A 13,137-nucleotide genomic window follows, 5' to 3' on the forward strand; every position below is an offset into this window, starting at 1 on the left:
TTGCCATGGGCATTAGAAACTTCTTCTATTTACCGTTTGAGGTCTTTCCCATTGGATCGAGGCATAAAAAAACGGACACCCCAGTGTCCGTCCGTTCTCTCAATTATTCCTCCATCGCCAAACGCTGTTTCACTTTTTCAAGGTCTTCAAGTGAATCGATTTCATAGCTGTCATCTGGGTGAATTTCCTGTAGAAACACGTTAAGGTCGCGAATGTTATCCTTAACAATGTCATCCCAGTAAAGGTCCTTGAAATTTGCGCCAGCGACCGCTTCCTCCAGCTTCTTAACGATATAATGGCCATCTTCCTCTGACCAATACGAGATGCCGCATAAAATGTAATCATGCTCGCCGTCTCCTGGTTCAAGGTCATACACCTTCAAGTTGTCATCGTAACGAATCATCCATTCAGCCTTAAACTCTGGCTTTCGTGAACTGAAATACATCGACTTCTTCGGATCACGCAAAAGAAAGTTATTTTTCAAAAAGACATCGGCATCAATCACGTACGAGCCTGGAAGATATTCTCTTACTAAATACATAGTGTAAATGTTGTTATACACATCGTATTTATCATTATGAACAAGCGTAACGCCGTACTTTTCTTTTAAGTACTCGAACTTTTCCTTCAAATATCCTGTAACTACGATGATTTCCTCCACACCGACTTCTTGAAGGAATTCCACCTGCTGCTCGAGCATCGGTTTCCCGTTAACTTCTACCAAGGACTTCGGTGTAGTTAGTGTTAATGGTCGTAATCTTGTGCCCATTCCTGCTGCTAATAGTATAGCTCTCATAATTAAGCGGTTCTCCTGCCTTTAGTTAGATTCATCCATTTTAACTCATCTTTGGTAGCGACAGTTAATATAGATCCTAATAAAATCATAATACTAAAAAAGACAACCTTTAGGGTAATTGGAGAATCTAGAATAATGAAACTTAAGAAAATCGCCCATGCTGCATACGTAATATTTAAGGCCATCGCACGCGTTGGTCCCATAACGTAAATCGCTTTGTAATAGTATACATAAGATGCTGTTCCAGACAGAGCAACACCAGCGATCAAGAATAATTCACTGCTCTTAAACACTTCGCCCACAAGAGGGTACGCATTGAAAAATGGTAAAATCAAGACCGCATAAGTGACAGCAGAAACAACCTGACGAATTTGCAACGCTTGTTCTGGTGAAATCTCATCATCTTTCATTCCGTAAGCAAGGATAACGCACTCCATTCCCCAGCCAAAGATACACAATAGGATAAACGAGAATCCAAGAATAAAGCTTGGAGATGGTTCTCCGCCTGCAAATCCTAGTAAGAAAATAAATAAAATACTTATAAAAAGTCCAATCCAGTTTTTCAAAGTTAATCTGTCTTTTAGAATCAAGAAGGCAAAGAAAGCACCAATCGCTGGATATACAGCTGAAATGGAGGCCGATAGAGAGGCACCCAAATATTTAACCGCAAGAACGTAACCAGTCATTCCGATTGGTCCACCTAGTAAAGCGCCTAAGACAACAAACCGTCCACTGCGAGTCGCTAATTTCTTAAATGAGGTGGCTAACTCCCCTCTGAAGGTCATATATAGCATCATCCAGAAGCTAGAAAGCATGTCATGGAAAAACGTACTCACTAGCGGTGCTAGAAATATAACCGCATCTGATGAAACAAATACTGCTTTGGATAAAACCATACCAATTAAAACGGTGTCAAGCGCCCAGGTGAAGCCTGAGAACAAACCGAAGAAGATTCCCTTATTTTTCATATGAGTATGCCAACTCCCTTATCAGTTCATGATTTAAATTCTCTCTAGCTCTGTTAAAGCGATTGATTCCGTACTGACCGAAGTCATCGCCCTTTGCTTCTTTAATAATCGTCCAAATGCTCCATAGGAAATCTTGGAAGATTTTATTCATTAGTACTCTTTGTTGAATGTCGAGTGGAATTTCATCCTGTTGTAGGTAAAGCGATAAGAACAATTCCTCATCTTCTGGTGTAAACTCACATTCTAGCGAGTGTGCCGCTACATCCCACATTGGGTCGTTCATACCTGCATATTCCCAGTCGATTAAATACACCTTGTCGGTGCCGCTTTTCACCAAGTTTTCTGGAACTAAGTCATTATGACATGGTTTTAACATGATATTCATCGCTTCGTAAACATCCTTCAAAACCATAACCTTAGATCTTACTTCATCATAATGCACATAAGGCAGGCCCTTAGCTTCTTCCATCAGTTCTTCATATTTTGTAATATTTTCAAATACATCAAATCGATTGGCCATCTCAATACCCGATACGTGCAGCTTTCTAAGAACTGCCGTTGTTAACATCATGTAGTCCTGGCGTTTAGCTGTTTTGCCAGTTAACGTCTCCGCATTTGGAATAAGTTCGGCAATTTTTACGCCAGTATCTTCATTAAAATAAGCGATTTCCGTATCGATACCGAGCTGACTAACAAGGGTCGAATTGATTTTTTCCTCTTTTCGGTTAATCATCTGCTCGGTTCCATTACCAGGAATCCGAAGCACATACTCCTTGTCGTTGACCGTTACCTTGAAGTTCTTATTGGTCATCCCGCCAAACGGCCTAATTTCCTGAATATCCTCATAGGCCAGGTCAAGGGCCTCCATTAAGTAGCTCTTGATTTGAATTTCTCTAAACTCCGCTTCTTTTCTTTTTAGAATCGGATAGGTTTTATTAATGATGATATTGTAATGCTCTTGGCTATCGATTTCCCCCCAAATGAGGTTGTGCATTTTGAGGAAGCCGATATTATAATGTCTGGATACATCAAGCAGCATGTATTCATAGTTCATATATGGGTTCTTGTTGTTTTCTTTATAGTCATTAACCATTTTTGTAAAAACTTCATAGGATAGCTTACTAAATCCGATCATTTCACCATCGACATGATTGAATTGATGAATATCTTTTGCCACTTTGTAAAGATAGCCATTTCTCAGTTCTACGAAGGCTTCATCGCCAGAGCCGCTTTCATCCGTGATTAGAACGCTGTCGCGTTGCGGATGCATAAGCATTTCCTTAATCGCTCGTTCTTCGATTAGAATGTCATCTTCAATGAGGAGGATGTCCTCAGAAATCAAATGATAAGCTAGTGCCAGTGATGCCATAGATCCCGTCCATTTGTATTTAGGGTTATGGACGAATTGCAGGTGGCTTAATTCAGGGATATCCTGAAACGCTTCTTTTTGGTAGCCAGTAACTATAACGATATGATTAATCCCGTTTTCTTGGAGTATTTCAACATTTCGCTTTAATAATGTGGTATCATCAATAGGCATTAACCCTGCAGGTTTGTTAAAATCTTTTCGAGAGCCTGCTGCTAAAATAACAGCCTGTTTAATCTCCGTTAACGGCTCTTGATGAATATTAACCTTTTTATCATGAAAAGCTTCAATTCCGTTCTTTAGTGAATCGATTCCTTTTTGGGTTAAAAAGTAGCTGATATTTCTTCCCTTTTTTTCATTGTATATATAGTCTCCGAACGTTAAATCGTGGATGAGATAGTTGACCTTCCCGATTGAAATTCCGCATATCTCAGCCATTTTCTTTTGATTTAAGTTGGCGTTTTTATTAATCGCCTCTAATAATTGAAATGAGTGCTGTTCCATTGAATGGACCTCCGATATATTCAAAAATTGAATGTATTTACATTGTAACTCAAGCCCAAATTTCTGTAAACAAAAATATGTCGATTATTGGCTAGTATTTACCATGATTAGAAAATACATTTTTTACTCATAAAAAAAAGAGATAGAATCATCTATCCCTTTAGAGCTTTAATGCCTCAGCTGCCAGCATCAATCCTGCTGATTGGTTTTCTTTCCAAATTGAATCAAAATTCGAAAGTGGTACGGGCTTACTATACGTATGAGTGGAAATCTCCGGTGTGAACCCAGGCATCTTCATGTCCTGAATAAACCAATCGGTGAAGCCGCCCCCACTTGGATTTGGCCCTGGAAAAACTAAACTGTAACCCGTTAACTTAGAATACTTTTGAGCAATTTGGTAATCACGATTATATTCAGCTGTCGCCTGATGAAAGTTCCAATACAGAATGCGACCTGAAGAATGATACGCAGTGGCAATTTTAAAATGATGTGCTTTGACAAAGTTATAAACCGCTTGAACTTCCGGCTCACTTAATGGCTGGTAGCCTTTGAAATTCTCTGGAGCTGGCTTACCTGTGTTATTGGCGATATTTGCCCAGTCCGCTGGATATTGACGGTTTAAATCTACTCCCCGAACATTTGCCTTCCACGAAGAAAAATCTGTCTTTCCTCCGTTTAGCTGTAATACATATTGAGGATTTTTCGCCGTTGAAGATCCTTCTTGAACAAGCATGACCCCATCGGGATTGACCATAGGGACAAACCAGATGGAAACTTTATTCAAGAGTTCTCTTACATTATAGCTATTAAAGTTACGATTAGCCGAGTAAGAGGAGGCATATTGATCGAGCATCTCCATCAAAACATTTGTCGTCATATGTTCGCGGGCATGATGGGAGCCGTTAAAAAAGATTTCCTTTTCTCCCCTGCCTAGCTTTATAGCGTAAAGATTCCTGCCGTCAACGGACTTCCCAATTATTTGTGTCTGAATAAATCCAGGAAAATTCTTTTGGAATTTACTAATGTCCGTTATTAAATCATTGTAGGAGTATGCCTGCTTTGGATTCACCAGATTAGCCACCCATGCGCCATTACTTCCTAAATAGTATCCTTGGACCGTCGTATTTTCTGCCATTACTCCATTGGAGTAGGTATAATACCAGCTATCCTTATCCATAAACCAGCTTTTAGCCATTGCACCGGACGCCTTTAGGAAGTACCAATGAGCTTGATAGAGAATCCAGCCGGTTTGCATGGCACCACTTTGCCCAAGGAAATACCATTCCCCTCGATTGTAGACCCAGCCTGTCATCATGGCACCGCTTGAATCTAAGAAATACCAGTGACTTTTGTCAAACACCCAGCCCGTTTGCATGGCGCCACTTTGTCCTAGGAGATACCATTCCCCTCGATTGTAGACCCAGCCTGTCATCATGGCACCACTTGAATTCAATAAGTACCAATGGTTTTGATTGTACAACCAGCCGGTTTGCATGACACCTGACGCATCAAGATAATACCAAGTATTTTCATCCTCGATCCAGCCGGTCTTCCTGTCTCCTGTTACTGGGTCAAAAAAGTACCACTTTCCATCAATCTGCGTCCAGCCAGATTGCTTGGCTTCCGTTTGTGTAGTGGAATCCGTTTGCTGTGTTTCAACAACTGTGGATTGTTCCCCAGTGTTAACTGTTGAAAGCGTAGCTGAATCAACGCTTTCATTATTTTCTTTACTTAATGTATCAGCCGGAGCCTCCGTTTGGTCAGCTATCGGCGCGTCTATTTCAGCAGACATTGGCTCAGTGGTTTCTTCTGCTGCAGTTGATATTGGTAGAGCCAATAGTTGCACTAGGAAAATAGACGTCACGAATTTCTTCATTCCTCATCCTCCCATATCAATCTTTTAATCTAGTAGAAATTCCCCTAAGAAAGGATAACATAGACAAATTTCGATATAAAGAGACAAAAGGACTGTGCACATCTGCACAGTCCTTTATCAATCTACTTATATTGAGGAATATCGTAGTATAAAGTATACGAACTTAAAGAATCGTAGATCTTTTTAATATTGTTGGTTTGTTTTACTGCCCAACCGATATCCGTTGCATATTGATGATTCGGATTAAGTGGATTCCATCTCATCTTATACAGTGTATTCTGTGGTGTTGACGCGTTAATATAGCCTTGTCCAATAAATTGTGCTCCTCCAATGATGGCTTTTTCAGGTGTAAACCAACCCTGCTTATAGGCATATTGGGCACCACATGTATTCGGACAGCTATCAATCGCTCCTACACCATACATATTGTAAACTGTTTTTGGTTCAACGGCTTTCCCATCCACAGTATCAACCACTATTCCTTTGGCTAATTGTGAAGTTCCATTTCCTGTCTCAAGCAGTGCATGCGAAATGAGATATACTTCATTCACATTGTATTGCTTACTTGCATCAATAAACGCTTGTCCTCTGCCTTCTAGAATTCCTTTTCCAACGAGTGTCTTCGCGTTTAAGTCTTGTGCAGTCGTTCCAGCGCTCTTACTCAAAAGCAGGAACTGGAAATACTCCGTGCTTTTAGAACTAAAGGTATTCGGATTGAGATAATAGCTAACATCCTCTGCTTTTGCATTTCGCCATGTATCATATGCAATTTCATACCAGGTACCCACAGTGGACTTAATCGAAACTTGTGCACCGCTCTTCAAAGCACCAAAAATAAAGGAACTCGTATTTGTATCCTCACGAACATTGAGCGGTGTAGTCGAGGTGACCACACCCTTTGTTGGGTCTGTTGAATCTTTCAGTACATAATCACTGCTGACATATGCCTTAGCGTATCTGTACTTATCTGTTTGCGGGGTTTTCTTCATTTCGATATCAAGTATTTCCTGGTACGAAAAGTTGTAAGTGGTTGTTTTCACTACAGGGCCCGTATTTAAAACGCCATTTTCAAAGAAGTTATATGTCTTTCCATCGATTACTTTTTCACCGGTAACCATTTTGCCGTTTGTATCAAAATAGTACCACTTATTATCAAGTGCTAACCAACCAATTACCATATCGCCACTTTTAGTTAAATAATAGGTGGAACCATTATCAGTCAGCCAGCCAGTCTGCATTTCTCCATTTGCATTCAAATAGTACCATTTATTATTATCAAGGACCCATCCAGTGGCCATCATTCCATTATTATTAAAATAATACCAAGTATTATTATCTAGCAACTTCCAACCAATAACCATGATACCATCCGTACCAAGATAGTATTTTTTCTCTCCCTCGGACAGCCAGCCCTTAAGAGCTGTACCATCAGCACCAAAGTAGTACCATTTATTATCGATGGTTGACCATCCGCCAGTCTGCATAACACCGTCTGTGCCAAAATAATATAGCTGCTCATCAATGGTTTGTAGTCCAGTAAGCATTTTTCCATCGGCAGCGAAGTAGAATTTTTTATCGCCTTCAGTTAGCCAACCTTTGTACATGATCCCATCCGTGCCTAGGTAATATGAGAAACCGTCTTCTGTTACCCAGCCGGTTTGCAAAGCGCCATCTGGAGCGAAGTAATAACGCTGGTCACCAATTGTTTGCCAGCCGGTTGCCATACTACCGTCACTACCAAAGTAGAACTTCTTCTCTCCTTCAGTTAGCCAACCCTTATACATAACGCCGTCTGTACCTAAATAATAGGTCTTTCCACTCTCATTCAACCAACCGGATTGCATGACGCCATCCGTGCCAAAGTAGTAACGTTGGTTACCATCAGTTAGCCATCCAACCTGCATCTTACCATCTTTATTGAAGAAATATTTCTTATCATTCTCTGCTAACCAGCCAGTATGAATAAGACCTTCTTGTTTAAAATAATACTTACCAGTCTCTTCTTCTAGCCAGCCAGTATGCATGACACCGTCTGGATCAAAGTACATGACGATGGAACCATCACGGAACCAGCCCTTGATAGGGCTCGTATTTAGAGAACCTGAAGAAGCAAACACATACGGCTTTCCATCAATAAATTTTTGTCCGGATACCATATCTCCATTTGGATTTAAGTAGTACCTCAGTCCATTATCCTCAATCCAGCCTGTTTTCATCGCGCCGCTTTTATCGAGGTAGTACCATAAGTTTTTATCTAGGAGCCATCCGGTCTTCATTGCACCGCTTGATAATAGATAGTACCAAATATTATTATCCTTCAGCCAGCCTGTTTTCATCGCGCCGCTGTTTTTATCAAGAAAATACCATACTTTTCTATCTAGAAGCCAACCCGTTTTCATCACACCGTTGCTAGCAAGATAGTACCACTTATTATTATATTTTACCCATCCCGTTACAGCCTTGCCCGTTGGAGATAGATAATACCAGCTGTTGTTCTGATACTTCCAGGTATAAGTTCCAGCTGCTGATGCCCCAGAAGCGGTGGAAGAGAACAACATTGTTGCCAGGACTAAAGCAGTGACACGTTTCTTCTTCAATATTTTTCCCCCCATAAAAAACTCTCTCTATTAAATTATCTATTTTTACTTGAGTTAGGTACATTCACAAATTTTCTATGATGATTATACTAAATTACCATATTTTTGGATATGGGAAATAAAGTTAATTTCCTAACTCAAATTCTTACTTTCATTAATATAGAAAAACTTTAGACCTCCTATTAGTTAAAAATAATATTACTCTACTATTTTCTCATTTTGAGACATTTTTTCAACAATAAAATTGAAAATTGTGTCGTAATTAGTATATTTGTCATATAGAGGGAAATAATGGATTGCCCGAAAAACAAAAAAGAAGACAAGCATTTGCCCGTCTTCATTTTTGTTCATTTTATTTAATCCAAGCGCCATCGCTGCCAAGTTTGTATCCATTGACCGTGGTGTTAATCGCTAATTGGCCGTTGGTATAGAAGTAGTACCACTTGTTGCCTACTTGCTTCCAGCCTGTGACCATTTGACCGCTTGTATTTAGGTAGTACCACTTTCCATTTGGAGCAATCCAGCCGGTCTGCATGGTGCCATCTCCACCTAAGAAATACCATTTATTTTTGTACAGCACCCATTGATTCACAGCCATAGCACCTGATTTGTTCAGGAAGTACCATTTATTCTTGTATTTAATCCAGCCAGTTTGCATTTTCCCATCACTGCCAAAATAATACCATGTATTGCTGTCTTTAAACCAGTTCGTTACCTTCACACTATTGTTATAGTAATACCATGAACCAGCTTCCTGTTTCCACCCCGTTACATTTGCACGGTTAATCACGATTTCCTTAACCGTTTCGTTACCAGCAAGGTCACGAAGTTTAAGAGTAATTTTATTTTCGCCTAACTCTAATGGTACCTTTACCTCTATATTATCATTAGCCGGTACCATCACATCCACAGGACTCACCACGGCTTTTTCGTATTCGTGATTATCATCAACAAATAAAGATAAATAGTTGTAATTATCCTTCATGTTAAGCTTCAAAGTAACCTCTTCCACCTTTTCCGCAACAAGCTTTGGTGCGCCAATGTTCATAACAGGTGCAGTTGTATCGATGAACACCTTCCGTGAAATCGAAGTGGTTTGATCTTTGCTGTCCACTGCCTTCACGATAATATCGTAGAAACCGTCTTTTCCGAAGGTCACATTTGTTGAGAACGCATATGCTCCTCCATAATATGTGGTTTTTACTTCTTTGCCGTTCACTGTCAATGATTTCAAACCTAAATCTTCTTGAACCATACCCGCAACTGGAACTTCCTTCGTGTTATAGGCCCCGTAAGGAACAGTTGTCCAATCATCTACATAAATAACTGGAGCAGCATCTTCCACATCACCAATTGCCACCGTACCACCGCCAAAATTATAGGCATAGTCATACGCAAGCACGTCAACGATTGCACTTTCTGGTAAATCACTTAATTTATAGCGATTGACATCTGGCGCTACTTCATCAATCAATTCGCCATTTACAAAAATACCATAAGCAGCTACACCAGAGCCTTGCTCCACTGTATCCCAAACAACCGATGAAGTTTTCTCATTATATCTTGGACTGATTTGCGGTGCGATGGTATCGACAAGCACAGGAATATCCTTTGTTTGATATTGTGCACCAGCATAGTCAATGACAGACTTGATTTGATAATAATATAAACCGTCTTTCACTGTTTTTCCTTTTACGGTACCATCCCACGTACGATCATAATTATAGGAATAAGGCAATCCAAATCCGTCTGCAAAATAACTCTTCCGTACATCTTTTTCTATTTTTACGCGGCGAAGCAATTTTTTGTTTTCATCTAAAATATTAAATTGAAGATCCGCTGCATTTCTCATGAGTGATGGCAATGTGTTGATGTCATCATGGAGCCAGTCACCATTTGGCGAAAAGGCATATAACTTTTTATCTGGTACAGGTTCTAGGAACCAATCATCTGAAAGCATATCATGAACAGGCTCTTCAACTGTATTTCCATCTTCATCTTCGAATTCAAACATTCGTTGAAGATCAAAGAAGCGAGATTCTCCAAGATCTTTAAAGCCATCCAGGATAGAAGGTCGATCCCACTTGCCGTAGAAGCCGACATACGGAATAGTCAAATCAGGACTTAATTCCTTTTTCCCGGCCATGTCGCGGTCACTATCCACCAAACGAATAAAGCCTTCCACAAACATATCTTCTTGCAGGGCTACTGTTGTTTTATTCCCGTCCGCATCAATAGAAGGAACCTTTGCCTTGCTAATATCTACATGGATTGTAATATCCTTAGACTTACCGGCTTCAACAGTGACTGTTTTTGGTCCATCGACCTTAACACCTTCAAGATTCCCAGCAATCAGGGCATTATGGTCCTCACCTTCCGTATTTTGCTGAACCGTATCTGCTAATACATCAGTAAGGACATCGTACGTCACATCGGTTGTTGATATATTTTTAGCGGTTAATGTCATCGTAAAATCGGTTGAGGTAAAATCCTTCAGCTCTACCTTTGCTTGACCTGTGTTTTTATTCACTACATAAACAGGTGTTTTTACGGCATTATACGTCTGCATCATCCCTGCACCTTGCAGGCGTGGAGAAAATGGCTGGCCGCTCACATCCGTAATCACCTTAGCTGTGTTCATTAATAAGGTTTTGGCTAAATGAGTACGATCGCTGACAGAAAGCGAGTTGAAACGCTTGTCCTGATGCAAGTATTGCTGAATAAGTGCTGCTCCTCCAGCCACATGTGGTGACGCCATCGAAGTTCCACTCATTTCACCATATTGATTATCATTTAATGTCGAGATAATCTTCCCACCAGGTGCAGTGATTTCCGGTTTCAATTCCAAACTTGGCGTGGTGCCCCAAGAAGAGAAATCGGTCATCCGCCCTGACTCTGGATCTGTTTGACGATCTAACTGATTAACATGCAACGTGGTATGACCTTCTGCAATGGCAGCCTCTAGTGTCTGACCCTCAGCCTTTGAGATAAGCATAAACGGAAGATCCCAACCACCTTGATTTTTATAAAAAACAGAGCCATCTTTGTCATAGACAATAATTCCAGCTGCCCCTGCTTCTGCAGCAACCCATGCTTTATCTGCAAATGATAGTTCCCCTCGTTGTACAAGAACTACTTTCCCTGCGACATCAATATCATTATAATCCTCTGGATAACCAAAACCTCCGTTAAGGCTCACCAACTCCAATGGTTGACCTTCGTCTGCAAGCTTTGTCCAATCATCCACTCCATATCCAACACCAGTAAATCCTTCGACACCGTCGACAGTGAGTGCCGTTTCATATTGGTAGGCAAGATTTCCTGATGCAGCTACTTGGATACTATCAGGATTTAATCCTGGTGAACCAACCACACCGATATCCGGATTTTTAGAATACGGGTTTTCACCCCAACCGTAGGAGACGGCCCCGGCGTTCCCGGCAGCCATTGCACAAACAATTCCATTATTTGTAGCTCGTGAAATGGCTACATCTTCAGCACTTTCTTCATTATAAAAAGAAGCATCGTCTCCAAGACTCATGTTAATGACATCAGCCCCTAACTTGATTGAATCATCAATTGCAGCTAAGTACACATCTGACCAAGTCGATGGGAAAAGTGGATCATTACTAAATACCTTCATCGCGAGAACCTGTGCTTCTGGTGCTACCCCTTTTACGCCGCCATTCTCTTCATCACCATTGGCAGCAACCGTTCCCGCCACATGCATTCCGTGCATCGCAGTGTCAGGTCCTTTGTCAAGGATGGTGTCATTTTGATCAAAAAAGTTGTAGCCATATGGGACTTTATCAGTGAAAAATTTACCTTTCAGACCTTTTTGCTTAATAAGGTCATCTACTTCATTTTTTGATAGTCCTTCTTTTGTCGCGTCTGTCAGGACAAAGTCTTTGTGTGATGGATCGACACCTGTATCGATTACGGAAACGACCATTCCTTCACCCTTCAGACCAGCATCCGCCCAAGTTGCACTTGTCTGGATATAGGACTTACTGTTTTTCATCGTTGGTGTTTCAAGTGGGCGCTTGTATTCATGCGCCAAATAAACATGTTTGACGCCTTCTACTTCTTCAAGCTTTGATAGGTCACCAAACGTCATTTCACCGCTGAAGCCATTAAAAGCCGTGGAAAAATGATTCTTATATGTAAGTTTGACACCTTTCGATTTAATTTTGTCCTTCACAGTTTTTTGCTGCTTATTAATCTTTGATTCTATGGAAGCTTTTGTTGTTTCAGAAAGGTCCTTGTACAGCTTGCCCTGCTCGGTTGCTTGTTCAACAGGTGTTTGGCCATCAACTTCAACAATCACCCGGACTTTGTCAGTCGCTTTGAAATTGGCCTTTATCTGACTCTTCATTTTTTTCTTGCCGTCTGTTAATTTCAAGTGTTGTTTAAACTGTTCAATCAATGGTGCATAATCTTTTTTTGGTGCTTGTGTTGGTGTTGCTGCGGATGCTGGTGCAACAAGACCAAGGTTTGACAGAACCAAAGCAGATGCCAAGACATACGAGGCGATCTTTCTTTTCTTTTTAAATGACTTTAGGCTCATTCCCTTGTCTTCCCCCTCTAAATATATACACACCTAAATTATTCTAATCTAGTAGTCTCTTGAAAAATTGGAAGAAAAATCTAAATGCTAATCCAATTTTAGTAGAGTCAAAGAAACCGGTCAATGTTTTTTTAATAGAATAAAATAGAAAAGTGGAAGCGCCTTGATCAGCCCCGTCAGGAAATGTTCTACTGCAAGAAAAGTCTCTCTTTGACTTTTATTGCAGTAGGTTATTTGACCTGAGGGATTAGGAGTTGGACAATTCTCGAAGTCAAATGTTATTCATTCTTATTATGTAAGAAAAGCAAAAGCGCCTTCTCCGATCAAGAATAATAGTCGATTTGCTAGCGGAGCGCAGACAGAGATCTATTCACACTTAAGCGTACAAAAGTCCTTGGCCTTTAGTAACCAGGCAACCTTACCACGGCATTAGAAACTTCTTTTATTTACCAGTCGGGTGCTT

General features: G+C 40.5%; 6 protein-coding genes. All 6 read right to left on the reverse strand.

Annotated features, from left to right (window positions below; translation table 11 throughout):
- Positions 1-103: 103 nt before the first annotated feature.
- The 6 genes from ABES03_RS09385 to ABES03_RS09410 all read right to left on the reverse strand — a co-directional run bounded on the left by ABES03_RS09385 (position 104) and on the right by ABES03_RS09410 (position 12,674).
- The gene (locus tag ABES03_RS09385; RefSeq protein WP_430117030.1) at positions 104-796 is read right to left on the reverse strand and encodes an NTP transferase domain-containing protein; all 693 of its coding nucleotides are present in this window, start codon (positions 794-796) and stop codon (positions 104-106) included.
- Positions 797-798: 2 nt separating this feature from the next.
- A complete protein-coding gene (locus tag ABES03_RS09390; RefSeq protein ID WP_430117031.1) occupies positions 799-1,764 on the reverse strand; it encodes a DMT family transporter in 966 nt (321 codons plus the stop codon).
- Complete coding sequence (locus ABES03_RS09395) at positions 1,754-3,634, reverse strand: phosphotransferase (protein ID WP_430117032.1); 1,881 nt, start codon at positions 3,632-3,634, stop codon at positions 1,754-1,756. Before ABES03_RS09395 ends, ABES03_RS09390 begins: the two co-directional genes overlap by 11 nt.
- Positions 3,635-3,794: 160 nt before the next feature.
- On the reverse strand, positions 3,795-5,510 hold the full coding sequence (locus tag ABES03_RS09400) for a M14 family zinc carboxypeptidase (protein ID WP_430117033.1): 1,716 nt from the start codon (positions 5,508-5,510) through the stop codon (positions 3,795-3,797).
- A 122-nt stretch (positions 5,511-5,632) separates the two neighbouring features.
- On the reverse strand, positions 5,633-8,107 hold the full coding sequence (locus tag ABES03_RS09405) for a glucosaminidase domain-containing protein (protein WP_430117034.1): 2,475 nt from the start codon (positions 8,105-8,107) through the stop codon (positions 5,633-5,635).
- 352 nt (positions 8,108-8,459) lie between these two features.
- Positions 8,460-12,674 carry a S8 family serine peptidase gene (locus ABES03_RS09410; RefSeq protein ID WP_430117035.1) on the reverse strand — a complete coding sequence of 1,405 codons (4,215 nt, stop codon included), beginning with the start codon at positions 12,672-12,674 and terminating at the stop codon, positions 8,460-8,462.
- Positions 12,675-13,137 lie beyond the last annotated feature (463 nt).

The sequence above is a fragment of the Neobacillus rhizosphaerae genome (assembly GCF_050477885.1).
Taxonomy (GTDB): domain Bacteria; phylum Bacillota; class Bacilli; order Bacillales; family Cytobacillaceae; genus Neobacillus; species Neobacillus rhizosphaerae_A.

Excerpts from the sequence above, each read along its gene's own strand:
- ABES03_RS09390 (WP_430117031.1), bottom strand. The coding sequence starts at position 1,764 with ATGAAAAATAAGGGAATCTTCTTCGGTTTGTTCTCAGGCTTCACCTGG.
- ABES03_RS09385 (WP_430117030.1), bottom strand. The coding sequence starts at position 796 with ATGAGAGCTATACTATTAGCAGCAGGAATGGGCACAAGATTACGACCA.
- ABES03_RS09400 (WP_430117033.1), bottom strand. The coding sequence starts at position 5,510 with ATGAAGAAATTCGTGACGTCTATTTTCCTAGTGCAACTATTGGCTCTA.
- ABES03_RS09410 (WP_430117035.1), bottom strand. The coding sequence starts at position 12,674 with ATGAGCCTAAAGTCATTTAAAAAGAAAAGAAAGATCGCCTCGTATGTC.
- ABES03_RS09395 (WP_430117032.1), bottom strand. The coding sequence starts at position 3,634 with ATGGAACAGCACTCATTTCAATTATTAGAGGCGATTAATAAAAACGCC.